At 37.9% G+C, this 25,114-nt stretch carries 26 protein-coding genes; 10 read left to right on the top strand and 16 right to left on the bottom strand.

Annotated elements, in window-relative coordinates; translation table 11 throughout:
- Positions 1 to 42: 42 nt before the first annotated feature.
- The 5 genes from F938_RS14985 to rubA form a co-directional block, all read right to left on the bottom strand.
- The gene (locus tag F938_RS14985; RefSeq protein WP_005033030.1) at positions 43 to 1,221 is read right to left on the bottom strand and encodes a TCR/Tet family MFS transporter; all 1,179 of its coding nucleotides are present in this window, start codon (positions 1,219 to 1,221) and stop codon (positions 43 to 45) included.
- Positions 1,222 to 1,592: 371 nt separating this feature from the next.
- Positions 1,593 to 2,498, bottom strand: coding sequence for a LysR family transcriptional regulator OxyR (gene oxyR, locus F938_RS14980; protein ID WP_004829493.1), 906 nt, complete (start codon positions 2,496 to 2,498; stop codon positions 1,593 to 1,595).
- 13 nt (positions 2,499 to 2,511) lie between these two features.
- Positions 2,512 to 3,450 (bottom strand): esterase EstB, encoded by a 939-nt coding sequence (gene estB / locus F938_RS14975; RefSeq protein ID WP_004829492.1) that lies wholly within the window; start codon positions 3,448 to 3,450, stop codon positions 2,512 to 2,514.
- Positions 3,451 to 3,506: 56 nt separating this feature from the next.
- Entirely contained in the window at positions 3,507 to 4,697 is a 1,191-nt protein-coding gene (locus tag F938_RS14970; RefSeq protein WP_005033028.1) for an NAD(P)/FAD-dependent oxidoreductase, read from the bottom strand.
- Positions 4,698 to 4,796: 99 nt separating this feature from the next.
- Positions 4,797 to 4,961, bottom strand: a complete 165-nt coding sequence (gene rubA, locus F938_RS14965) for a rubredoxin RubA (protein ID WP_004678010.1) — start codon at positions 4,959 to 4,961, stop codon at positions 4,797 to 4,799.
- 495 nt (positions 4,962 to 5,456) lie between these two features.
- Between rubA and F938_RS14960 the strand changes: the two genes are divergently transcribed.
- Positions 5,457 to 6,002: an adenine phosphoribosyltransferase gene (locus F938_RS14960; protein ID WP_026040276.1), complete on the top strand. Its 546-nt coding sequence runs from the start codon at positions 5,457 to 5,459 to the stop codon at positions 6,000 to 6,002.
- A 71-nt stretch (positions 6,003 to 6,073) separates the two neighbouring features.
- On the opposite strand, the gene F938_RS14955 is transcribed toward F938_RS14960, so the two are convergent.
- Complete coding sequence (locus tag F938_RS14955) at positions 6,074 to 6,571, bottom strand: YqiA/YcfP family alpha/beta fold hydrolase (RefSeq protein ID WP_004829489.1); 498 nt, start codon at positions 6,569 to 6,571, stop codon at positions 6,074 to 6,076.
- 301 nt (positions 6,572 to 6,872) lie between these two features.
- Here F938_RS14955 and F938_RS14950 point away from each other — a divergent pair, with 301 nt between their 5' ends.
- Positions 6,873 to 7,313 carry an SRPBCC family protein gene (locus F938_RS14950; RefSeq protein ID WP_005033023.1) on the top strand — a complete coding sequence of 147 codons (441 nt, stop codon included), beginning with the start codon at positions 6,873 to 6,875 and terminating at the stop codon, positions 7,311 to 7,313.
- Between the two features lie 19 nt (positions 7,314 to 7,332).
- Here F938_RS14950 and F938_RS14945 read toward each other — a convergent pair whose 3' ends face one another.
- A complete protein-coding gene (locus tag F938_RS14945; protein ID WP_005033021.1) occupies positions 7,333 to 8,094 on the bottom strand; it encodes a hypothetical protein in 762 nt (253 codons plus the stop codon).
- Positions 8,095 to 8,197: 103 nt separating this feature from the next.
- On the opposite strand from F938_RS14945, the gene lysS reads away from it, so the two are divergent.
- Complete coding sequence (gene lysS, locus F938_RS14940; RefSeq protein WP_005033018.1) at positions 8,198 to 9,724, top strand: lysine--tRNA ligase; 1,527 nt, start codon at positions 8,198 to 8,200, stop codon at positions 9,722 to 9,724.
- A 65-nt stretch (positions 9,725 to 9,789) separates the two neighbouring features.
- Here lysS and trpS read toward each other — a convergent pair whose 3' ends face one another.
- Positions 9,790 to 10,803 (bottom strand): tryptophan--tRNA ligase, encoded by a 1,014-nt coding sequence (gene trpS / locus F938_RS14935; RefSeq protein ID WP_005033016.1) that lies wholly within the window; start codon positions 10,801 to 10,803, stop codon positions 9,790 to 9,792.
- A gap of 196 nt (positions 10,804 to 10,999) precedes the next feature.
- Between trpS and F938_RS14930 the strand changes: the two genes are divergently transcribed.
- The 3 genes from F938_RS14930 to F938_RS14920 all read left to right on the top strand — a co-directional run bounded on the left by F938_RS14930 (position 11,000) and on the right by F938_RS14920 (position 14,593).
- On the top strand, positions 11,000 to 11,929 hold the full coding sequence (locus tag F938_RS14930; RefSeq protein ID WP_005033014.1) for a DUF808 domain-containing protein: 930 nt from the start codon (positions 11,000 to 11,002) through the stop codon (positions 11,927 to 11,929).
- Positions 11,930 to 11,978: 49 nt separating this feature from the next.
- Positions 11,979 to 12,866 (top strand): KPN_02809 family neutral zinc metallopeptidase, encoded by an 888-nt coding sequence (gene ypfJ / locus F938_RS14925; protein ID WP_005033012.1) that lies wholly within the window; start codon positions 11,979 to 11,981, stop codon positions 12,864 to 12,866.
- 227 nt (positions 12,867 to 13,093) lie between these two features.
- Positions 13,094 to 14,593 carry a cation:proton antiporter gene (locus tag F938_RS14920; RefSeq protein WP_005033010.1) on the top strand — a complete coding sequence of 500 codons (1,500 nt, stop codon included), beginning with the start codon at positions 13,094 to 13,096 and terminating at the stop codon, positions 14,591 to 14,593.
- A gap of 104 nt (positions 14,594 to 14,697) precedes the next feature.
- On the opposite strand, the gene F938_RS14915 is transcribed toward F938_RS14920, so the two are convergent.
- Complete coding sequence (locus tag F938_RS14915) at positions 14,698 to 15,669, bottom strand: alpha/beta fold hydrolase (RefSeq protein ID WP_005033008.1); 972 nt, start codon at positions 15,667 to 15,669, stop codon at positions 14,698 to 14,700.
- 155 nt (positions 15,670 to 15,824) lie between these two features.
- Here F938_RS14915 and F938_RS14910 point away from each other — a divergent pair, with 155 nt between their 5' ends.
- Positions 15,825 to 16,139, top strand: coding sequence for an MGMT family protein (locus tag F938_RS14910; RefSeq protein ID WP_004829480.1), 315 nt, complete (start codon positions 15,825 to 15,827; stop codon positions 16,137 to 16,139).
- 54 nt (positions 16,140 to 16,193) lie between these two features.
- Here the strand turns inward: F938_RS14910 and F938_RS14905 are convergent, their stop codons facing one another.
- Positions 16,194 to 16,631 (bottom strand): universal stress protein, encoded by a 438-nt coding sequence (locus tag F938_RS14905; protein WP_005033005.1) that lies wholly within the window; start codon positions 16,629 to 16,631, stop codon positions 16,194 to 16,196.
- A gap of 442 nt (positions 16,632 to 17,073) precedes the next feature.
- Here F938_RS14905 and F938_RS14900 point away from each other — a divergent pair, with 442 nt between their 5' ends.
- The 3 genes from F938_RS14900 to hppD all read left to right on the top strand — a co-directional run bounded on the left by F938_RS14900 (position 17,074) and on the right by hppD (position 19,951).
- Positions 17,074 to 17,859, top strand: a complete 786-nt coding sequence (locus F938_RS14900) for an enoyl-CoA hydratase-related protein (RefSeq protein WP_005033003.1) — start codon at positions 17,074 to 17,076, stop codon at positions 17,857 to 17,859.
- 6 nt (positions 17,860 to 17,865) lie between these two features.
- Entirely contained in the window at positions 17,866 to 18,633 is a 768-nt protein-coding gene (locus F938_RS14895) for a hypothetical protein (protein WP_005033000.1), read from the top strand.
- A 262-nt stretch (positions 18,634 to 18,895) separates the two neighbouring features.
- Complete coding sequence (gene hppD, locus F938_RS14890; protein ID WP_005032996.1) at positions 18,896 to 19,951, top strand: 4-hydroxyphenylpyruvate dioxygenase; 1,056 nt, start codon at positions 18,896 to 18,898, stop codon at positions 19,949 to 19,951.
- Positions 19,952 to 20,024: 73 nt separating this feature from the next.
- On the opposite strand, the gene F938_RS14885 is transcribed toward hppD, so the two are convergent.
- The 6 genes from F938_RS14885 to fahA form a co-directional block, all read right to left on the bottom strand.
- The gene (locus F938_RS14885; protein WP_005032993.1) at positions 20,025 to 20,804 is read right to left on the bottom strand and encodes an IclR family transcriptional regulator; all 780 of its coding nucleotides are present in this window, start codon (positions 20,802 to 20,804) and stop codon (positions 20,025 to 20,027) included.
- Between the two features lie 285 nt (positions 20,805 to 21,089).
- Positions 21,090 to 21,731 (bottom strand): CoA transferase subunit B, encoded by a 642-nt coding sequence (locus F938_RS14880; protein WP_005032991.1) that lies wholly within the window; start codon positions 21,729 to 21,731, stop codon positions 21,090 to 21,092.
- Positions 21,732 to 21,742: 11 nt separating this feature from the next.
- Positions 21,743 to 22,447, bottom strand: coding sequence for a CoA transferase subunit A (locus F938_RS14875; protein WP_005032989.1), 705 nt, complete (start codon positions 22,445 to 22,447; stop codon positions 21,743 to 21,745).
- Between the two features lie 5 nt (positions 22,448 to 22,452).
- Positions 22,453 to 22,998 (bottom strand): VOC family protein, encoded by a 546-nt coding sequence (locus F938_RS14870; RefSeq protein ID WP_005032987.1) that lies wholly within the window; start codon positions 22,996 to 22,998, stop codon positions 22,453 to 22,455.
- A 19-nt stretch (positions 22,999 to 23,017) separates the two neighbouring features.
- Complete coding sequence (maiA, locus tag F938_RS14865) at positions 23,018 to 23,650, bottom strand: maleylacetoacetate isomerase (protein ID WP_005032984.1); 633 nt, start codon at positions 23,648 to 23,650, stop codon at positions 23,018 to 23,020.
- On the bottom strand, positions 23,637 to 24,941 hold the full coding sequence (gene fahA, locus F938_RS14860) for a fumarylacetoacetase (protein WP_005032982.1): 1,305 nt from the start codon (positions 24,939 to 24,941) through the stop codon (positions 23,637 to 23,639). Before fahA ends, maiA begins: the two co-directional genes overlap by 14 nt.
- Positions 24,942 to 25,114 lie beyond the last annotated feature (173 nt).

The raw sequence follows: 25,114 nt of genomic DNA, 5'->3' as shown, positions 1-25,114 counted from the left end.
TAGAGATAAACCCGTTTATAAAACAAGATAGTTAGCTGAAAGTTAAAGCGGTTTAGCTCTGAGTTGAAAGAGTATCAAAGGAAATACAAGCAAATAAATAATTGCAACGATTAACCAGATTGCACCCGACCATTGAGTATGAAAGTGGAAATAAATACTTGAAAAGAATAAGGGAGCAATGACAGAAGCCAGACTCACGGTAGATGCAATCAAGCCTTGAAATTGTCCTTGTAGATCTGCGGAAACTTTTGCAGATGCTAACGCTTGTAAGGATGGTGTTCCAATACTGCCTAAGGCAAAAATTGGCATGATGACAAAAATGATCCAGCCTTGTTGAGCAAATGCCATGATATTTAATGCGACAAAGATACAACCTAGGCCAATGAGTATCGTATTTCGTTCACCCCAAAATTTGACAGCATGTTGAGGGAGCAAGGATTGAACCAGAACTTGGCATAATCCAAAAGTACCTAAAGAGAGTCCGACCCAAAAACTGTTCCAATGGAAGGTGTCATGTCCCCACAGTGCCCAGCAAACCCCATAAGCCTCACCACAGGCACTAAAAATAAAAAATATTAACAACAGGGGGAGTAGGTTTCGTTGAGTAAATACACATTTAAATATTTTAAATGGATTTAAACTGGCATGGTTTTGAATAGCGACATGCTGGGGGTGAGATTCAGCCAAAGCAAAGAGAGCAATTAAAAAATTCAAGCCCGTCAACAATGCAGCGATCAGAAAGGGGAGTTGGAGTCCGTATTGTCCTAATAGTCCACCGAGTATAGGACCTATAATGAAGCCCAAACCAAACATGGCATTGAATCTACCAAAGTACTTGGCGCGATTTTCTGTTGATGAAATATCAACGATATAGGCTGAAGCGACAGCCATATTGGCACTGGTCATTCCAGCAATGATTCTTCCGATGAACAACCAACTTAAATGCGAAGAGAAAGCCAATAATAGGTAGCTGATCGTTGAGCCAGCTAAAGAAATTAACAGTACAGGTCTTCTCCCTATTTTATCGCTTAAACTGCCTAAAATCGGAGAGAAAATGAATTGCATCATTGCATAACAACTGATGAAAAAACCCATCAAGAGTGCTACGTTTTGTTGTTGGCTTAGCGTTTTAAGTAATGAGGGGAGTAATGGGAATACAATTCCGATTCCAATCGAATCTAAAACAATTGTTGAAAAAATAATAAATAAAGGTCGATTCATGGTGCGTCCTATCGAAAATTCAGGCACAGAAAAACTGTGGAAACCTGTTAACGATGCTTGAAATATCCAAGCCCTTGGGAACGCTGACCAATAGAGAGATTGGCTATGTGTCGCTTACAGCATTTTCAATGATTGAAAATAAAATAAAGTAAGTCGATTTTTCGCGATTTTTTTTATCGTAACAATACATACAAAATTAGAGTGCTAACTTTGTACTGAACAAATATTAGCATCTTTGTTTACTAAAAAACATCGTCTTTAAAATTTAGTTTAATCAGGTAAAAATACAATTTGATGATTCAAAGAATCATTTGATTAAAATTAAGGATTAAAAAAGGAGTCATATTTGACTCCTTTTAGAATTTCTTAGATTAACGTAAATTGGTGGTGATCTTTTGAAGAATTTGCAATAAGACATCAAATTCGCTTTGCAGAGGTGTGCTTTTACGTGTGACCAAAGCTAAAGTACGAGAAGGTGCATTTTCAATTGGTTTTACCACAATTTGATCATTGTTTTTCAACATATGAGCATGAATCGCAATCTCAGGGAGTAAAGTATAGCCCAAGTTTGAACTCACCATTTCAACCAGTGTTGGTAAAGAACTTGCCTTTAAACGATGATCATTTTTACGTTCACCAATTGGGCAAACACTTAACGTATGATCACGCAGGCAATGTCCTTCTTCAAGCAACATCAGATGTGACAAATCTAGGTCGTCTAAACTTCTTGCATTCATGGCATTTTGATCTGCTTTATTGCAAACCAAGAATAAATCTTCTTTTGCAATTTCAGCAACTTTTAGACCGCGTGTGTCAAACGGCAATGCCAGCATGATCACATCTAAATTACCATGCTCAAGTTTTTCAACAATTTTTTCACTTTGTGCTTCGTGTAAATGTAGTTGAATCTTAGGAAGTTGTTTATGCACTTCTTCCAAAAGTTGAGACAAAATAAATGGTGCAATGGTGGGAATGATCCCTAAATGTAAATCACCAGTCAAAGGCTCACTCATTTCACGACTTAAACGCATTAAGTCTTGTGCATCGGCGAGTAGAACACGGGCTCGGGCAACAACTTGTTCACCTAAGGGAGTTAAACGTACGTTTTGGCGATCACGTTCTACGAGTACGCCACCCAATAAACGCTCTAACTCCATAATTCCACCCGATAATGTGGATTGAGTTACAAACGAACGGCGCGCTGCTTCAGTAAAGTGCAACGTCTCAGACAATGTCACTAAATATGACAACTGTCTTAGGGATGGTAATGCAGCCATAGTGTCCTAATGCTTATGATTTAAAATGATGTGCAAATAAGCCGCTAAGTTGAGGAACAAAATGCGGTGGGATATCATGCCCCATTCCTTCAATTAATTCAAATTTAGCGCCCGAAATTGCTTTCGCAACTGCCTTACCATGACTTGGAGGTAGTAAACGATCTTTAGAACCATGTAACACCAGCGTTGGCTTATTGATCTGTTTATCCAATTTAAGTAAGGAACCAGTACATAATATTGCTAAAAACTGTTGAAGTACACCCGCTGGATGATAACTACGACGATATAATTTACGTGCAGTCTGAATTGCTTCAACTTGATTAATATAACCTGGTGAACCAATCATTTGAAATACCTTCAATGAGTGATTCACTATACCTTCTTCATCACGAGATTCAGGCTTGCCTATTAGACTAAAGAGTTGCTTTGGAAAAGGCGGAGGTAGGAGCGGTTGATTGTTGCTAGTAAACAAAAGTCCAACTTTCTCAATTTTTTCTGGATATTTTGCCGCTAAAATTTGAGAAATCATTCCACCCATTGAAGCGCCAAGAATATGGGGCTTATCAAGCCCTAAACGATCAATCAATAAGGCAACATCATCAGCCATATCAAATAAATTGTAGGGCGCACCATCATTCGGTAAGCCTAATGCAAAACGCCCCATGAGTTTATACGAGTTTAAACGTGGACCTTTGTGGCGAATTTTTGACGATAAGCCAATATCACGATTGTCAAAACGAATGACATGAAAGCCTTGATCAATCAGTGATTTACAAAAAAAGTCGGGCCAAAATAACATTTGCGCTCCCAAACCCATAATCAAAAGAATCGAAGGGTGTTCGGGGTTTCCTCCTGTTTCGACATGAAGTTGAATACCATTACCTAAATCGACTTTGGTTTCATTCATGAATGAAGCATACGGTGAAATTTGGAATTGAAGTGCGCTATTCATTGTTATTTTCCTAAGCAAGGATATTTTGATTAAAAAATATCCTTGCTATTAAACCCTTAAACTGATGCAGGAATCAAGTCTGGAACCAGTTTTGTTAAACTAAGGCGTTGTTTACCTGCCGTTGCTCCTAGTAAGACGAAACCACGTAATGTTCCATCAGCATCAGTGGCTTTAGATAACATTCCATCGTCAAACTCTTCATTTTCCCACGTGACTTCAACACCAATTGGCGCAGGTAAGACCGTTAATGGTGCAGCTGGCGTTTTTACCGCGACAGGCATTGCTGGATAATGTACTGTGGTCGTTTGACCACTTAATGTTTTGGCTAAAGCGCGAGCTTGTTGCATGATTGGCATTACATATGGCAACAGTGTTCCATTTACTTCCGCACAGTCACCAATTGCAAAAATATCCGCTTGATTGGTTTCAAGTAAAGTATTGGTAATCACGCCGCGGCTGGTGTTGATTTCTGCTGTCTTTGCTAACGCGATATTCGGTTGTAGACCAATCGCGGAAAGGACCACATCTGCGACCAATGACTGACCACTTGCCAATGAAACGATATAACCGCGTTCGGTTTTAGATACTTTTTCTACAGTTGTACCTAAAACAAAGTTGATGCCCGATTCTTCAAGATTTTCTTTAAATGCTTGTGCGACATGCTGCGGAAGCAGACGACCTAAGGGTTGTGGTGCCAAATCAATCACTGTGACTTGATGACCTGTATTTTGTAAATCATTGGCAAATTCGCAACCGATCAGACCCGCACCCAAGATCACGACACGTTTATTTCCACATTCACCTGTTGTGCAATGTTCCAATGTTTCTCGAAATGCACGATAGTCAATCAGCGAGTTCACCACATGGATGTCGTCACTGCCATCACCAGCAATGGCTAAGCGAATTGGGTTTGCACCAACAGCAAGGATGAGTTTCGAGTAGGCTTGAGTTGAAGTCTGACCATCTTTTTCAAGGGTTAACTCATGCTTTTCTGCATCAATGTTTTTTACCCAAGTTTCTTTTTCGATGCGCATATTTAATTGCGTACTCATTTTTTCAGCATCGCCTAAACCTATTTGCTCAGGTGCTTTTTTGCCAACTAAGGCATTCGACAATGTAGGTTTCGCATAATTGACCGCATCATCTGCGCAAATCATCACTAACGCTTGTTCAGTGTTTAACTTACGGAATTCTCTTGCCAGTGTATAACCTGCCATACCAGAACCGATGATGATGATTGGTTGCATATCTTTCTCCATACATGCCTAAAAGAGTGGGGGATTGAATAATTTTTATGACAAATATACGTAAAAAAGACCATGTAAACATGGTCTTTACGCGATATTTTAGATTTCTACCATTTCAAAGTCTGCTTTAGAAACACCGCAGTCTGGGCAAGTCCAGTCGTCTGGGATATCTTCCCATTTGGTACCTGCTGCGATGCCGTCTTGTGGCCAACCCTCTGCTTCGTCATAAATCCAACCACAAACGATGCATTGATATTTCTTCATCTGATTCTCCGATAACTGACAGGTAGATTGCTTTTCTGCCAGTAAAATTCCATCCGCTGCTTGACTCAAATAATATGCAAATAAAGTGTGTACATATTCCTCTAAATTTTTACGCAGTTCTGTGTCTAAAGTAAAGTAAATATCGGAGTTTATCTCACTCTTGTAAAAGCTGAATGGCAGGTCAGGACAAAAGCAATGTTTATTATGCCAACTGATTGGTTAAAGTTTTTAAAGAAACTGATTTTTAGTAAATGTCAATCTGAGGTCCTAAATTGTTTAAATCATAGAATATAGACAAAGGTCTGAATGATAAATTATAAAAGTATTGTTAAAATAAAATAAGGTTAAACTATAGCCAATATTTTGTATAAAAATGGCTTTAATAAAATCAATAACTTAAATAAGTGTAAGATTTTTTTGGGTTTGGTGTCGCTGTCAATTTTGCTTAAAAAGCGTTAAAATTCACGTATTAATTTTCTTTTAAATTTCTCCCTAATGATGAACATGTCTACTGCTTTGTGGTCAAGTATTCGTACTGTCCAAGATTTTCCAAAACCAGGTATTTGTTTTTATGATTTAACCCCATTGTTTATGAACAATCTGGGTGAATTGGCTGATGCATTGATTGAAAGTATTCCTGTTGAACAATTGGCAGAGGTGGAGAGTTTTGTTGCGGTAGAAGCACGTGGTTTTGTTTTAGCGAGCTTATTGGCACAACGTACAGGCAAGGGGTTATTACTGGTTCGTAAAGCAGGAAAATTGCCACCACCGGTTGTTGGCGTGGGCTATAGTCTGGAATATGGTTTAGATCGTTTGGAAATGTCTGCTAACATTACACCACAAAAAGTGATTATTGTGGATGATGTATTGGCAACAGGTGGAACACTCAAAGCAGTCAACCAATTGATGCACAAATGTCATCATACAGTATTGGGTGCGAGTATTTTTCTTGATTTGCCTGACTTACATCAAGACTTGGGTTTAAAGATTTGGTCTGTCTTAGATGAACGCTCAAAACCCGTAGAAAAAGCAGTCGCTTAATCTGTTTAAAAGCCTTGTTTTAACAAGGCTTTTTTATATATGCATCGACAAGTTTAGTCTGTTCATAGAAATCAATAAATAAAAGTCTGTTCCATATAGCGAATTAAGCGATTTAGATTTTCGGGTTGAGCCAATCGATGATGTCCCCCTTCAACAGTTTCAATCTGCATATATGGGTCTAATTGTTCAAAAACTTTGTACATATCCAAGACTTCATCACCCAATTCAATATATGCAATTTGAGGAATATCATGCTCAAGATCAGCTTCATTGATCTCAGGATAATCGTCGCGAAAGTCAGGTTTTAAACTTGGATTGGCAATCACAGTCGGGATACGATGTTTCTGAGACATTTTTAATGACCAATAGCCACCTAAACTATGTCCTACCAATAAATCTGGCTTAATTTTTTCAATGATATCGTGATAAAAACGTTCAACAGTTTGATAGTTTAAATTGCGATAATCCACATTAATGCAATATTTTTTAATTGCATTGATGGCATGGAACTTGGTTGATTCTTTAGATGAATCCAAGCCATGTAAAAATAAAATTTTAGTATTGCTCATTGTTATCACTTGCATATTGTCTTTATATCTATAGACAGAAACAATAATTCATGGATTTAAAAACTTTCCATTTCAACTATTTTTGGTATGAAGCTAGTGTACTGAGCAAGATATTTTTTATAACTTAGCTTTTGGTCTAAGAACTTTTATTTTTTCCATCAAATAAATTAGATTCTTTTGTAATATATTGAAAAATAAATATTAAAATTATTTCTATTTAAATGCCTTGTTAACAAAAATTAATCATTTCTATCAGTGATTATACTAAGCTATATGCAACACAATTAAAAAAGAGATTGGGATGATCACATTAAAATACGATATCAAAATCCATGCAACTGCACAGAAAGTATGGAATATTCTTTGGGATACGCACACTTATTCTCAATGGACACAATCCTTTTGTGAAACGTCACAAATGCAATCGGATTGGAAAATTGGTGGTGAGACATTATTTCAAGATGCCAATGGTGATGGAATGGTTGCTACCATTGTCGAGTTAGAGCAATTTAAAAAAGTGGTTTTCAAACATTTAGGCATATTAAGAAATGGTATAGCGGATACCACAAGTGCCGAAACCCAAGAATGGAATGGCACATTTGAGCAATACCATCTAGATGAACAAGACGGTATAACCACTTTACACGCTGAGGTTGAAACTGCGGAAGAATATCAAGAAATGATGGATCGTGGGTTTCAACAAGGCTTTGCTGTTGTCAAATCATTGGCAGAACAACCTTAGTTAAATCAGACCTTTTTATTCATTTAGTAGGTTTAAGATGAATTGATGTTGGTTCGTTTTTGGGTGCATGACATTGAATAATGATCGGTTGTTCGATAGAAAAGGATGTTAATACACCTGAAATATTGTGTGGGTAAAAGCGAATTTTTTTAAGTAAGGGCTCTAATATCATTTTAATGTCGTAATTTATTTTAGGGACATATTCCATTTTTCGAATTTGTCCTTCTGTGCCAACGAGAAATTTGACATTCAATGCGATATTTCCCTGTGAATCAAATTGTATTTTAGGGTTCGAGTTTGCATCTACAGGTTGGCAAAACGGTTCTAACACACTTTGTAATTGGGAAAAATGAGGCTTGATTGCATAGCCAATTGTCTTGGGAAATTTGATAAATAAGCTGTATTTTCCATAATAATATGTTGTTCTTGCAATATTTTCTTCATCAAGATTGAGGGGTTTATTTTTAAAATCATTACTGACCTGAGGAAGTTGTGCCAATGTTATTGTGTTGGCGATTTCTAAAGCTCTTTTGTTGAGTGTTTTTTGTGTGGGGTGTGGATTCATCAATTTAATTTGAATCTTTTGAGTCTGCTGATTTGGGCTGATTTCCAATTGCCAAATATAATCTTGATTTGCAATATTTGTCGTTTCAATTTTTATTGGGAGATCTTTGCGAGTATTACTCATGACAATGATTTGCTCTGCGGCAATTTCGCCTGAAAACAACAAAACATTGAAAAGAATGATACTTTGGGCGAATCCTTGCCAGTATTTATTCATGATTTTTAATTTTTACAGGGTTCATTGAGTTATATTCATACGCATTATGTTGTAAATCTGCTATGCTATGCAACTTCCGTTTTTTAATATAATCGAGGCAGAGATGACGCAACAAAACGCTCAATCGACTTCTGAACAACCCATTTCCGAAAACGATTTAATCGCACAGCGTCATGCCAAGTTAAAGCAAATTCAAGATCATGCCAAGGAAACTGGTGTTAGCCCGTGGCCAAATACTTTTAAGCGTGAGCATTACGCACAGGATTTACAAGATCAATTTGCAGATCAAACGAAAGAACAAATTGAAGCTGGTGAACAAGTCCACGTTTCTGTCGCAGGTCGTGTGATGTTAAACCGTGGATCATTTATTGTGATCCAAGACATGACAGGTCGTATTCAGCTCTATGTTCCTCGTAAAGAACTTGCTCCTGAAGTATTGGAAACTGTAAAAAGTTTAGATCTAGGCGATATTATCGCTGTTCAAGGCTATATTGGTCGTTCTGGTAAGGGCGATTTATATGTGCATATCGAACATTTTGAATTATTGACCAAATCTTTGCGTCCACTTCCTGATAAGTTTCATGGTTTAACTGATACTGAAGTGAAGTATCGTAAACGTTATTTAGATTTAATTGTGAATGAAGAAACACGTAAAACTTTTGAAATTCGTGCAAAAGTAGTCTCTGGTATTCGTAATTACTTAACCAATGAACGTTTTATGGAAGTTGAAACTCCGATGATGCATGTGATTCCAGGGGGGGCGTCAGCGCGTCCATTTGAAACACATCATAATGCATTGGACATGCCATTATTCTTGCGTATCGCACCTGAACTATATTTAAAACGTTTAGTTGTTGGTGGTTTTGAACGTGTATTTGAGATTAACCGTAACTTCCGTAATGAAGGGGTATCAACACGTCATAACCCAGAATTCACCATGATTGAGTTCTACCAAGCTTATGCTGACTACAAAGATCTTATGGCTTTGACTGAAGGTATGTTGGAAAAACTGGCGATTGATATTTTAGGGTCAACGGATGTGCCTTATGGGGATGAAGTATATAGCTTCAAAGGTCCATTTAAGAAAATCTCAATGTTCGATGCAATTTTAGAGCATAACCCAAGTTTGACTGCAGAAAATGTATCTGATCGTGAGTTCTTGGCGACATTTGTACGCGAAGAGCTTAAAGAGCAAGTGAAGCCTGGTTTTGGTTTGGGTCGACTACAAACAATCGTATTTGAAGAAACTGTTGAAACTCAATTACGTCAGCCGACATTCATTACTGAATATCCTGCTGAAACTTCACCTTTGGCACGTCGTAATGATGACAACCCACATATTACGGATCGTTTCGAGTTCTTTATTGGTGGTCGTGAGCTTGCAAATGGTTTCTCAGAGTTAAACGATCCAATTGATCAGGCTGAGCGTTTTCAAGCACAAGTTGCTGAAAAAGATGCGGGTGATGATGAAGCAATGCACTTCGATGCAGACTTTATTGAAGCATTAGAATACGGCTTACCTCCAACAGCAGGTGAAGGCATCGGTATTGACCGTTTGGTGATGTTGTTTGCTAATGCACCAAGTATTCGTGATGTGATTTTATTCCCACATATGCGCCATAAAAATTAATTGATGCGATTAAAAAAGCCACTGAATTCAGTGGCTTTTTTTATTTTTAAATAGATTTAAGCAGATTAGAAATGGAATACACCTAAACCATTTTTGATTTCATCTAAGGTATCTTGGGTAATAACACGGCATTTTTCAGTGCCTGTTTTTAAGATGTCCATGATGTAATCAGGGTCTTTTGCAAGTTCCATACGACGTTCACGAATTGGTGTGATCAACTCTTTTAAAACACCTTCAAGGCGCTTTTTCACTGTGCCATCGCCTAAACCACCGCGACGATAATGTGCTTTCAGTTCTTCAACTTCTTCTTTATTTGGATCGAAAGCATCTAAGTAGGTAAATACAATATTACCTTCTACTTGACCTGGATCTTCGATACGCAAGTGATTTGGATCGGTATACATTGCATTGACCGCTTTTTTGATGTCTTTATCTGTCGCATCTAAGACAATGGTATTGCCCAAAGATTTTGACATTTTAGCTTTGCCATCAAAGCCAGGTAAACGACTCATATTGGATAAAAGTGCTTTACACTCAGGTAAAACCTCTTGACCAATTTGACGATTTAAACGACGAACAATTTCGTTGGTTTGTTCGATCATTGGAATCTGGTCTTCACCTACAGGAACGACTGTTGCTTTAAATGCAGTAATGTCAGCAGCTTGAGCAACGGGGTAGCACAAGAAACCTGCTGGAATATCTCGTTCGAAGCCACGCAATTGAATTTCAGCTTTAATTGTTGGATTACGCTCTAAACGTGACACAGTGACGAAGTTTAAATATAACATGGTCAGTTCATTTAATGCTGGCAAGCATGATTGAACACAGATCGTGGTTTTGGTTGGGTCAATACCAACAGCTAAATAGTCTGTCGCGACTTCAATAATATTGCGGCGAACTTTTTCAAAGTTATCAGCATTATCAGTTAAAGCCTGAGCATCAGCGAGAAGTAGATGCTGATGATGAGAATCCTGTAAGCCTACTCGTGAGCGCAAAGAACCTACAAAATGTCCCAAATGTAGTTGTCCAGTAGGACGGTCGCCTGTCAAAATCACAGGACGATTATCTTGATTCGTCATTATCGCTTCCAAAGTCTTTATAGAGACAGTCGTGTTTTGTGAATGGGCACTATTGTACGAGATAATTTATTTTAATGTCAGCGAAAAATAGCCCAGAACCAATTTTTATGGATAAATGTGAAAATCTACAAAATTTTATATAGAAAAATGAAATTTCACTTTAAAATAGTGTGATAACTAAAATTTTGGATAAAAAATGGCAAGTAGTTTATTAATATTATTAGATGATATTGCAGCAGTGCTTGATGATGTTGCGGTCATGAGTAAAATGGCAGCAAAAAAAACAGCAGGCGTTTTAGGTGATGACTTAGCACTCAATGCACAACAAGTCAGTGGTGTTCGAGCTGAACGTGAACTTCCCGTCGTTTGGGGTGTTGCGAAAGGTTCATTTATCAATAAACTCATTTTAGTACCATTAGCTCTATTGATTAGTGTGGTTGCCCCTTGGCTGATTAATCCCTTATTAATGATTGGTGGTTTGTTTCTATGTTATGAAGGTGTAGAAAAAGTACTGCACAGTTTGAAGCATAAAAAAGCCACAACTGAAGAGGGTGCTCAAGAAGAGCTTGAGCAGATTGAAACTGATTTAGCAACTTTTGAAAAAGAGAAAATTAAAGGTGCGATACGCACTGACTTTATTCTTTCTGCTGAAATTGTGGTGATTTCTTTAGGTACGGTTGCAACCGCTGCTTTTGGTACAAAAGTCATGGTGCTGTCCGTGATTGCTGTGATTATGACTGTAGGGGTCTATGGCTTTGTTGCGATGATTGTCAAAATTGATGATTTAGGTTTGTACTTGACGCAACAAGCATCGAATGTAAAACAAAGTATTGGTCGCGGCTTATTGGCATTTGCACCGAAACTCATGAAAACATTAACTATTGTTGGAACAGTTGCGATGTTCCTTGTGGGAGGAGGGATTATCAGTCATGCGGTATCTACTTTGCACCACTTGACTGAAGAAGCTGTCGATCATATTGAACACATTCCAACAGTGGGAAATATCATTGGTGCACTCACACCGACACTGATCAATCTGGTCATTGGTATTGTTGCTGGTTTGGCTGTGGTATTGGTGGTTGGACTGATTCAAAAATTACGTGGTCAATCTAAAACTGCTTTATAAAACAATCATTGTAAAACTGTTTCCAATTTAAAAATAAAAGGACAAATCTATGCGTTGGAAAGGACGTAGAGAAAGCGATAATGTCGAAGATCGCCGTGGTGGTGGTGTAAAAGCGGGTGGTATTAGCATTTTAGGATTGGTTGTTGCTTTTATTGCTTGGAAATTTTTTGGTGTTGATCCGCAGCAGGCATATCAAGCAACCAAGCAAGTCACCTCAGGTAATGTGAGCCAGAACACTGCACCTGCCAATGCGACGCCTGAACAGCAAGAAACAGCTTCTTTTGTTAAAACAGTCTTAGCAGATACGGAAGATACTTGGAAACAAGTGTTTATTCAACAAGGTGCCCAATATACACCACCAAAACTGGTGATGTTCAGTGGCGCTGTGCAATCAGGTTGTGGAACAGCTGAGTCTGCGATGGGACCGTTTTATTGTCCAGCAGACCAAAAAGTTTATATTGATACTCAATTCTTCAAAGATATGCGCCAACAAATGGGTATTTCAGGTGAAAAAAACCAATCTGAGTTATCTGCACAAGATGAAGCAGGTGATTTCGCACAAGCTTATGTAATTGCACATGAAGTTGGTCATCATATTCAAAATTTATTGGGTATTTCCTCGCAAGTTCAACAGGCTCGTCAACGTGCCAATCAAGCTCAGGGTAACCAACTCTCAGTGCGTTTGGAATTACAGGCAGACTGTTTAGCAGGTGTTTGGGCGAATCGTACACAACAGCGTACACAATTTCTTGAACAAGGCGATATCGAAGAGGCAATGGATGCCGCAGAGAAAATTGGTGATGACTATTTGCAGAAAAAGGCACGTGGTTATGCTGTTCCAGATAGCTTTACCCATGGTACCAGTCAACAACGTATGCAGTGGTTCAATACTGGTATGAAATCAGGCGATATCAATAGTTGTGATACGTTTAAATAAGTTGTTTAAGTTCAATGGTTTAAAAAAGAGCACAAGATATGCTCTTTTTTTCTAAATAGATTTTCCAAGCCAATTTTTTATGTTAAAAAATATAACGAAAAAAGTCAGACTGTACTTTTTTTTGTAAAATTATATTGATTGTTAAATGGTCTTTTATTCTATATTTAATAAAGAAATGATTGAGTGTTTGATGTGCATTTAAATTAAAAATCGAAAATAGGGTTCGAATGGGTAATTATTTCTTTCTCCAAGTTTTTACAGTAGTTTTTGCGCTTTCTATTGCGACGACCATATTTAATAAACGCATACTCGGTTTTCCTCAAGCGATTGGTGTACCTATCGTTTCTGCAATTTTTGTCTTTATCTTGCAATGGGGCGCCAGTTTACTGAATGGTAATCAATTTATCTCGATTAATATTCATAATATTGAAGAGGCAGTGCGCCATGTCGATTTTTATGATTTTTTAGTCAATGGTGTGATTTGTTTCATTCTTACATCATCCGCATTGAAATTTAAAGTTTCTGATTTAAAAGTCTATTGGAAGCCGATCAGTATCTTAGCCACAATTGCACTATTGTTGTGTGCAGTATTTTTTGCAGGATTGGTATTTGGCTTCCAGTTCTTGATTGGAAATCCTGTGCCTATTTTAGTGTTGTTATTACTTGGTTCAGCACTTGGAGCAACGGATCCAATTGGGATTAAAGGCGTACTGAGTTCAGTACGTGCACCACATCATTTGATGGTCAAATTAGAAGGTGAATCCTTATTTAATGACGCAATGTGTATTGCCGTCTTTATGACCTTATTAAATGTCCTTGAAGGTGAACATTTCAGTCTGATTGCAACCCTACAAACCCTATTATATGAAATTGTAGTGGCTGTGATCATTGGTTGGGCATTCGGTTTAGGGATTTTACGTTTATTACGTGGTAAACATGAGATGGAATCTCTCATCTTAACCACGGCATTGTTGGCGTGTGGTTCGTATCTTGTGGCATTGTTTGCGCACGCATCTGCACCAATTGCTTGTGTCATCGGTGGTTTGATCGTCGGAAATAAATGGAAAGAAATTCTACAAGACCGTGAAATTCGTGAGGTCAATCATTTCTGGCACACGGTAGAAGGGATTATTAATTCATTCTTATTCACTCTGATTGGTCTGGAAATCTTTATTTTGGATCTTAGTACCAGTCTTATTCTGGGTGGTATTTTTGCATTCTTTGCCCTGCATTTATCACGTTTTGCGGCAAATTTCCTTGCTTTTGCATTCTTCCCATCATTTCGAAAAAAGAGCTATAACGGTAGTCTTGCCATTTTGTCATGGGGAGGGGTTCGAGGAGGTATTTCACTTGCATTGATTCTTGCTGTGGCAAACGTACCAGAGTTACGTGATTACAGCAGTATTTTGATTGGTTATACTTTTATCAGTGTATTACTTTCAGGTGTAGTCTGTGGTCTAGGCTTACCTGCGGTAATGAATGCTTTTTATTACAATCCCAACGAAGAAACTCAAGGTTTCAAAGGTTGGTATCAACGCATGTGCAATAAAATGAATCGCAAAGGATTTAAATATATTGTGGGTGAGGATGCTGAAGGTCACGAAACTATTACGATTTATAATCCGGAAGCATTGGTTGATAAAAAATCTGATGATGGCGTTGCAACCGTTCATCATCCAGAAAAAGCACAGGAAGTGAAGCGCTTGGAAAATCCGGCAAATTTCTGATTCAAAAAGTCACATTCAAATGTTGAACTTTAATGTCATACCAGCTTAAAAAATACCCTTCAACATGAAGGGTATTTTTTAAGGTCTCATAGATTAGCGAATCATTATTTCGCATTTTTTGCCAAGAAATCCAAATACGGCTTAATCAACAATTGCTCTTGTTCAAGAAGTGGTAAATGTCCTACACCTTTTAAGATTACAGGTTCTTGAGCATTTTTTAATAAACCCTTCAATTCAGCAGCAGCTTCAACATTGATAATTTGATCCTTATCACCCCATGCAATTAATACAGGCTGATCAATAGAGCGTGCTGCAATCGCAAATGAGTCAGGGGTAAACAATTTAGACATTACAATCAATTGTTCAACCAATTTTGTGGTATTTGCAGATTGACTGATCATCAGTTTTTCTTGAGAGTCTTTTAATTCTTTTGGAATAAATGGTGGAAGGCTAGTCGCTATCTTCATTAAGCGATCAAAGTCGCCAGGTTTACTGACGATCATATTGCGTAAAGTGGTTGGATCTTTAAGATATGGCGTATTGGCAGATTTAAATACGCCTGCACTGTCGATTAAGAACAGTGACTTGGTATCGACAGGATACTGAGCAGCATATAGTAACGAAATCGAACCGCCCATTGAATGTCCTGCAACATTTAGACCATTCTCAACTTTGATGGCTTCTGCAAAACGACGTAACTTTTCAGTCAAATTCGGGAGTGAGTAATCAAAATCATTTGGAACTTTACTATCACCTTGACCCGGTAAATCAGGAATAATGACATGATAATATGGTGTTAAATAACGTGCCACACGGTTCCAGTTGTCTCGGCTACCTGCAAGCCCATGTACAAGCATAAGCGTCGGTTTTCCTGCGGGTCCACCTTCACTGTATGCCCAGTCAATATCACCAACTTTGACACGTTTGGTTTCCATTCCCGCCCAAGCGCGTTCTTGTTGAAGAACACTTTGAATATCAATACTTGGAGCAGCATAGGTATTGGACAAACCGAGTGATGTCACAGTGCCCATGACCAATGCGGTAGATAAAAGCAGTTTATTGAAGATTCCTTTCATTTTTGCATACTCTTGTTGTTGTATTTGAGGTAGGGTTTAAGATTAGAATATGTACTATTAAATTACATTTGCCTAAAATGTCGGAAGCTTATTTTCTAAGTCAATTTTGTTGAGTTATTTTCAACATTTTTTAATTATTTAAATGTAAAGGTCCAATGCAGAATCATGAACTGGCGCAGATGATTTTAAATGTCATCGTGCAGATTCCAAAAGGCAAAGTGGCAAGTTATGGTCAAGTCGCAAAGTATGCTGGCTTACCAAAACATGCACGGCTTGTCGGGCGTGTACTGGGACAACTTCCAGAAGATCATGATATTCCGTGGTATCGGGTCGTCAACTCACAAGGTCGTATCAGTCTGAATAAATTGGATGAACATGGTATGTGTATACAGACGGCAAAATTACGCGAGGAAGATGTGGTCGTTGTTGATGGCAAAATTAATTTAAAAAAATACCAATGGGCACCTTAAAATTAAAAAACCTCACGATAATTCTAGCGTGAGGTTTTTAGACATTGAGTCAATTTATTTAATGACTAAAACAGGAATTTGTAATTCAGTTAACAAATTTTGTGCAACACTTCCCATGATAATTTTTTTCAATCCTGTACGCCCATGTGAGCTAAGGATGACTAAATCAGTTTTTAAATCTTGTACGGCTTGATTTAATGTATGCGCAATATTTTCACCTTCAAGTAAGCGAGTTTCTACTTGGACGCCTTCTGCAGCGAATTGTGCTTTGGCTTCGTTGATATTGGCTTGAATAAATTCACGGGCACGTTCAATGAGCATATTACTTTGACCGTTTGCCAAATATTCTGATGCAACATATGGATCCAATGTCATGACTTGTACAACTGTAATTTTACTCTTAAATGCTTTTGCAAATTCCACAGCATGTTTAACAACAGATAAAGATGTTTCTGAGCCATCTACAGGCACGAGAATGTTTTGATAAGCCATGACTATTTTCCTTATTTTAACAAAAAGCTGAATTGAATATTTATACGCATCACCAGTCTACAACATGATCATAACGCGAATATGAAATGAATAAAACCCAGTAAAAGCATAGGGATAATTAATATAAATATCATAAATTTAAATCAATGCATTAGCATAAACTCCCATTAGTTATGCGAGGGCTCCTGGTGATACTGTGCTGAGACAGGAATCCGCCAAAAATGAATTTAATTCACGCTATAATTAATATGTATTTTATTGTTTTTAAAGATTAAATTACTTTGATTTATAAAACATATAGAGAATAAAGTACGGATAAAAAATCAATTGAGACAATTGGTAAATTGTAAATCAAAAACATGCTTTAGAATGAACTTGAAACAAACTCAAAGGGAATAAGACTGCTCCACATCATTTATACAAAAACATTGAGGAAATGATCATGGAATATCAAACAGTTATTATAGAAAAGAAAAATGGGGTAGGTTATTTAAAGCTTAACCGTCCAGAACAATCGAATAGCTTAACGCCTGAGATGAGTCTAGAAATTATAGAGATACTCAGGCAATGGAAAGAGGATGTTGAAGTTCGTGTGATTGTCATTGCAGCAGTTGGCAAAGCATTTTGTGCAGGGCAAGCAATAAGTCCAGAAGTTCTCAATAGTGGAGTCATTGACTTAGATGAGGTGTTGGAAAAATACTTTAATCCACTCTTAGACATTATCAATGATATGCCTAAAGTCATCATCTGCGCGGTGAATGGTATCGCTGTTGGGGCGGGGGCGAGTTTGCCATTGTTATGTGATATTACACTTGCAGCAAAATCAGCAAGTTTCTCGCAAATCTTTAGTAAAATTGGTCTTATTCCTGATTGCGGTGCAACATGGTTACTTCCACGCTTGATTGGCTTTGCTAAAGCCAAAGCATTGATGTTGACAGCAGAAAAGATCAGTGCAGAAGAAGCTGAACGAATCGGAATGATTTATAAAGTCGTGGCAGATGATCAGTTGGCTTTAGAAGTTGTACGTTTAGCTGAGTATTTTGCTACGCAAGCCAGTTTGAGTTTTGCATTGATCAAACAAGCGATGCGGGTCACCATGCACAATGATTTTTATACTCAAATTAAAGTTGAACAGGATTTACAAAGAAGGGCGGGTCAGTCGGAAGATTTTTTAGAAGGAGTCCGTGCTTTTTTAATGAAAGATCAAGCCCATTTTAAAGGACGATAAATCATAATGCCTATCTTTAAAAGCCAATCTAACAACATTGTTCAATGGATAATATTGACATGGGTGTTCTTGCTCTCTCATGCTGCTGTTGCCGATCAAATTAAAGCCATTCCTTGGATAAAGCTAAAAACAGAAAGCTCACAAGCCAAGCAAATTTGTCAGGCATTAAAAGTCAATTGTGGAAAGGATGTAGAAGTTTGGAAAAAGCAATCAGGGGCTGACACTCATTTATATTTAACTGACGATACACCGCAATTAATCGAATTTATAAAAGAAAACAATCAGTATGTTGTACTGAATTCTTGGAGTTTTCAGCAGTATCAGCATCATGGTCGTAACAGTGATTTTGATAAGGAATTAAACAATGATGGATTGAGTATTTATCCTGCATTTTATCCTTTAAATCGTCAAAAGCTTGCTATTGCTGTAGTTAAGCGCTGGAGTACGACTTACTCTGGAGGTGGACGAGCAGAAGAGATCGCTGATTTTGTCATGTTAGAACCGAATCATGCCTATAAGCTGGCGTTGGCTGATGTTGCTTTTCATTCATATGAGATGATTCGAGCCTGTTTTTCTCAAGAGGAATATCAATCTTCTCCACACTGTCATGATGAAAGTGGTTCTAATTTATCCATTCAATTTAAAGATATTGGCAAAGAATATTATCAATGGCGGTTAAATTTTAACGATTTTAATTGGGAAGCGTTCAAACCTGAATCATCAAAAGTTGTAGAAAAGTCGTATAACATTGTGGTGCCTTTTCAGCAAAAATAGTGACCTGATATTTTGAGTAAATAATCAATAAAATTACACAATACATAATTTAATTATGTATTGCATAAATTATAAATTTCTTATAGGATGAATTTAGAGTAAAAGTTCACTGTCACCAAACTGATATTTTTGGCATTAGACAGGCTGAATGATGGAATGAAAAGGACCAGCTTTCATGGTGCTTTGATCAATGAATCAAAGTAACGATAAGCTGTTCTCAGCATTAAAAAACGGATGAATTTATCTAAATAAGGGAAACTAGATGGATATTTTAGATAACCCATTAGAATTATGTGGTTTTGCTTTTATTGAATTTGTATCGACGGAAAATGGATTAGATCAAATTTTTGAAACCATTGGTTTTAGCAAAGTTGCAAAACATAAATCTAAAAAAGCGTATTTGTGGCGTCAAGGTAATATCAATATTATTTTGAATTATCAACCAGAGTCTTATGCTTCATTCTTTTTCAAAGAGCATGGACCTTCTGCTTGTGCAATGGGATTTAGAACCCGTGATGCAGCTAAAGCTTTTAAAAATGCTATAGCACTAGGCGCTGAACCTATGTATTCACAAGCAGGACCGATGGAATTGAATATTCCAGCGATTAAGGGAATTGGAGGAATGCCAATTTTCCTTGTGGATCGTGATATTTACGAAAATGATTTTGTTTTCTTTGATGATGTAGAAAAAAATCCGCGTGGCGCAGGGCTTAATGAAATTGATCATTTAACCCATAATGTGTATAAAGGTCGCATGGAATATTGGGCGAATTTCTATGAAAAAATCTTTAATTTTCAGGAAATTCGTTACTTTGACATTAAAGGTGAATATACCGGTTTGACCTCTAAAGCATTGACTGCGCCAGATGGTATGATCCGTATTCCATTGAATGAAGACTCAGACAAAGGGAATGGTCAAATTGCAGAATTTCTGGCTGATTTCAATGGTGAAGGTATTCAGCATATTGCCTTTATCACAGACGATTTAATTTCAACCTGGGATAAGTTGAAAGGTTTAGGTTTGAAGTTTATGACCGCGCCACCAGAAACTTATTATGAAATGTTAAAAGATCGTTTACCTGGTCACGGTGAGCCAACTGAAGAGTTACAAAAACGTGGTATTTTGTTAGATGGAAATACCAAAGAAGGCGAGAAAAAGCTGTTATTACAGATTTTCTCTGAAAACATGCTTGGACCAGTTTTCTTTGAGTTTATTCAACGTAAAGATGATGATGGCTTCGGTGAAGGAAACTTTAAAGCATTGTTTGAATCTATTGAACGTGATCAAATCCGTCGTGGTGTATTAGAAGCCAAATAAAGTGATTGGTATCAGCAGAAAAAGCCAAGAAAGTATTTTCTTGGCTTTTTTATTTGGGAGATAAAGCTATAACTTAACGCGTTTGAATGTATTGATTAATTGCAGCCACTTCATGTTTAAATAGTTCAAGTTTTTCACTGCCATTATGCACAGGTAGAAATACTTCACTATCCAGAGCCACAATGCAGAATTCCATAGCTTGATGTGCATTAAAAATAGGTAAACCAATAGCATTGATGCCTGTAAGAAGATCACCTTGAGCAATTGCCATACCTTGTTCTAAAGTGGTTTCTTTAAGTTGAATAAATTCATCCCAATGACTCGGTTTAATCTGATAATGATTGATTGCGGCTTTTTCCCATTCCGCAAATATCAATGGTTTAATGATTGGCTCAGGTAAATATGCTGCAAAAACTCGCCCAGCAGCTGAGTTGACCAATGGCATAATTGAACCGACTTTGGTGACTATTGAAATTGGGTGATTAGATTCAATCGATTGTACAACCAAAGGACCTTTAGGTGACCATTTACTGATTTGAATACCACAGCCAATTTTATTTTGTAATTCATAAATTCGATGCTGTACCAACTGTAGGGCATCGGTATGTTGAATGCAGTTTAAACCTAAACGCCAAGCCTGATCACCCAGTGCATATTGACCATCTTCCAGTTGCTTTGCATAGTTCATGCGTATGAGGCTGACTAAATAACGATGTACTTTGGCAGGATGCATATCCAGCTTGCTTGATAGTTCTTTTAATATAATCGGTTTGTTATGTTCCAAAAGGGCATTGAGAACGGCTAAGCCCACTTCAAGTGATTGAACGCCACCAGATAACTTTTCTTCAATCATTCAACAACCCTTGATCGCATTTAATCTTGCAGCTTTGATTTGCTGTCGATATTTGATTTTACATTCAGCACATAATGCCTGAGCATGCTACAAAATAGAAATCATCTTTTTAAATGAGATAAATAGATGAATAGCATAAGCATACTATGCATTGAGCATTTTAGTGTGACTTTACCACGTATTGTATATCAACATGCTCAAGTTAAAATAACAGACCTTGCTGAAATTTAGGCAATAAAAATCGGGATCGAAGCCATTGATCTTCCATCCCGGTCAGATTGTGCTTTATGCAGCTTGAATATTTTTAATCCTGACTGCTGTCGCCGCTTGAATGTCATCAAAACTGACATTATCTGCTAACTCAACCAGTTCTAAACCATTTTGAGTTACATCGAGTACACCTAAGTCGCTGATAATACGATGAACCACTCGGCGACCAGTCAATGGTAGGGTGCATTGAGGTAAAATTTTAGCTTGACCCTCTTTGGTCGTATGCTCCATTAAAATCACGACTTTTCGAACACCTGCAACAAGATCCATTGCACCGCCCATGCCTTTGACTTTTTTACCCGGAATCATCCAATTGGCGAGATCGCCATGTTCAGAAACTTCCATAGCACCTAAAATAGCAAGGTCAACCCGACCACCGCGAATCATGGCAAATGATTCTGAACTTGAAAAAAATGCACCACCTTTTTTAACGGTGACAGTTTGTTTACCAGCATTGATCAAGTCCGCATCTACGTTGTCTTCAGTTGGAAATTCATCAATGCCCAATAAACCATTTTCGGATTGTAACCATACATCCATTCCTTCGGGGATGTAATTGGCAACCAAAGTCGGTAAGCCAATGCCGAGATTGACATAGAAACCGTCTTGCAACTCTTTGGCAGCACGTTGAGCCATTTGTTGTTTTGTCCAAGCCATTCTGTCACTCCTTATACTGCAACTTTTAATGTACGCTGTTCGATACGCTTTTCAGGCTGAGCATTGAGTACAATGGCATTGACATAGATTCCTGCTAAATGAATGTCATCAGGATCAATTTCACCAAGTTCAACAATATGCTCAACTTCAACAATCGTATAACGACCTGCCATTGCACACTCAGGATTGAAATTACGTGCAGTTTTTCGGAATACCAGATTACCAGCTTTGTCCGCTTTATAAGCTTTGATTAATGCAATATCTGCACAAAGTGAAGTCTCTAGGAGAAAAGACTGACCATTAAACTCACGAAGCTCTTTACCTTCAGCAATACTGGTACCAACACCAGTTGCAGTATAGAACGCTGGGATTCCAGCTCCGCCTGCACGAAGTTTTTCTGCCAATGTGCCTTGAGGTGTCAATTCAACTTCAAGTTCACCATTTAAAAACTGTCGTTCAAACACTTTATTTTCCCCAACGTAGGATGAAATCATTTTTTTGATTTGTTTAGACTGCAATAACAGCCCTAAACCATAATCATCCACGCCTGCATTATTACTGATGCAGGTTAGTTGCTTTACTCCACTTTGTTTAAGCGCTTTGATCAAAGCTTCAGGAATACCACAAAGTCCGAATCCGCCCACAGCAATGGTTTGTCCATCTTGCACGATACTTTGCAGGGCTGCTTCGGCACTCGTTGATACTTTATTGACCATAATGATTACCCTAACTCAGCTTCGTGTAAGAAATGCGTATGTTGAGGTGCGCGTTTGGTTCTGCTCCATTCATCCAGCATATCGACCTTCATTTCTTCAGTAATTTTTGAAATTTTCGCATCGGCATGAACATCGTTATATGTTAGTTCTAAACGATGTCCATTCGGATCAAAGAAGTAAATCGAGTGGAATATCCCATGATTGGTAATACCGAGCACTTTGACACCATTGGCTTCAAGATGCGATTTTGCAGAAAGCAGTGCATCTAAGTCTTCAACTTCAAATGCGATGTGTTGAACCCATTGAGGCGTATTTTCATCACGTCCCATTTCTGGTTGAGTCGGTAATTCAAAAAACGCCAACACATTGCCTTGACCTGCATCAAGGAATAAATGCATATAAGGATCAAATGCTTTAGTTGATGGAACATGGTCTTCTGCAAAAGCCAAAATAAACTCCATGTTGAGCATTTTTTTATACCATTCCACCGTTTCTTTGGCGTCTTTACAACGATAAGCCACGTGATGAATTTTTTTAATTGCAAAGCTCATGATAAAACTCCTTTTTTGTTTATTCCCAATCTGGTTGTTGTTCTGGGATCGCCCTTAAGAATGCAGGCAGGCTTAGGCAGTGTTGATCAATGGATTGAATCTTTGGAAAGTCGCTTAGATCAACATTGAAACGTTTGGCGTTATACACTTGAGGAATCAAACAACAATCTGCAAATGTGGCTTGAGTGCCGAAGCAGAATTGACCATTTGAGTCTTTTAATTGCATCTCTAAGCTTTTAAAACCTTCAATAATCCAGTGTTGGTACCATTGACTTTTCTGTTCATCATTTACAGCGAGTTCATGTTTTAAATATTTCAGCACTCTGAGATTATCTAAGGGATGAATATCACAGGCGATGGTTTGTGAAAAAGCACGGATTTTGGCGCGCTCAACAAGATCTGTAGGTAATAAAGGAAGTGATGGGTAACGTTCTTCCAGATATTCCAAAATATTGAGCGACTGTATAAAAGACTGATCTTGATTAATCAAACTTGGTACAAGCTGGCTTGGATTGAGTGCGATGTAGCTTTCTTGTTGATGCTCATTTTTGAGCAAATGGACAGGCTGTATGACATAATCCAATTGCTTCAGGTTTAAAGCGATCCGAACTCGATAAGCCGCAGAGCTACGAAAATAACTATACAGTTTCATCACACAATTCCTTGTGTTGCTTAAAGCTAAACTGTTTGGCTGGTAAAATCGTATTTGTGACTTGACCAAAGCCCACTCGAATAGCACCTTTTTCAGCATAGCCTTTCATCACTACACGGTCGCCATCTTCAAGGAAGCCGCGCTTTTCACCATTGGATAAGGTGAGGGGTTTTGTGGTGTTCCAAGTAAGTTCCAGTAAGCTTCCATAAGAATTTTCTGTAGGACCTGAAATTGTGCCAGAACCCATTAAATCTCCAACTTGAACATTACAACCTGAAATGGTGTGATGGGTCAGCTGTTGCGCCATCGACCAGTACATGTATTTAAAGTTGGTTTGACAAATCACTTCACTTTGCTGTGATTGTGAGCTTTGTAGTTCCACACTGAGATGAATATCAAAACTGTTGGGAGTATGTTCTTTTAAATAATCTAATGGCTCTGGGAGTTGTTGCGGACCTTTGACTTTAAAGGGTTCTAAGGCTTGCATCGTTACCACCCAAGGTGAAATTGAACTGGCAAAGGTCTTGGCATTAAATGGACCTAAGGGCACATATTCCCATTGTTGAATATCACGTGCAGACCAATCATTCAGCAAGACCATGCCAAAAATATGATTCCACGCATCTTCAATTGCAATCGGTTCACCCAACGCAGTTGTCTTACCTACGATAAAAGCTGTTTCGAGTTCAAAGTCGAGTTTACGGGTTGCCGAAAAGAGAGGGCGTTCTTCATGAGGAAGTTTAATTTGACCAGAAGGGCGGACAATCTCCTTACCGCTAACAACCACAGAACTGGCACGACCATTATAACCCACAGGTAGCTCACTCCAATTTGGAAGCAAGGCATTTTTAGGATCTCTAAACATAGTTCCAACATTGGTTGCATGTTCTTTAGAGGAGTAGAAATCCGTATAGCCAGAGATTTGTACTGGTAAATGTAAGGTGACTGTATTTTGTTTGAATAATACTTTTTGGCGTAATTCTGGATGATCACGAAGGGTTGGATTGTCTGCAGAAAGCAAGTCTTGTAGGGTTTGGCGAATGTAATGCCAATTTTTTTTACCTGTTTCGATAAATTTATTCAGGCTGCTTTGATTAAAACACTGAGTTTTGCAATTTGGAAGTAATCCTAATGTTTCTAAAGCAGCGAGGTCGATTACCCAATCACCAATCGCGACACCGACACGTTTATCTCCCTGAGCGGTTTCACTAAAAATGCCATAAGGTAAATTATGAATGCTGAAATCAGATTGAGGTGCAATCTCAAGAAAGGTCGTTAAATGTTGTGTCATGGTGCGCTTTCCTTGTCTCTTATGAATGAGAACTTATTTCGTTTTCTCTTTTTCCACTCAAGCTTATGAAAAACAAATAAATATTATTGTTTTTATTCGTCTTCATTATGCTGACTAGTCCAGAATGATCTACATGATGATTTCTATCATACTGAAAATTAATAATTACGCAA

Source organism: Acinetobacter bereziniae LMG 1003 = CIP 70.12, from assembly GCF_000368925.1.
GTDB classification, from domain to species: domain Bacteria; phylum Pseudomonadota; class Gammaproteobacteria; order Pseudomonadales; family Moraxellaceae; genus Acinetobacter; species Acinetobacter bereziniae.
The sequence above is the reverse complement of the archived record's forward strand: the minus strand, read 5'-3'. Positions and strand labels throughout refer to the sequence as shown.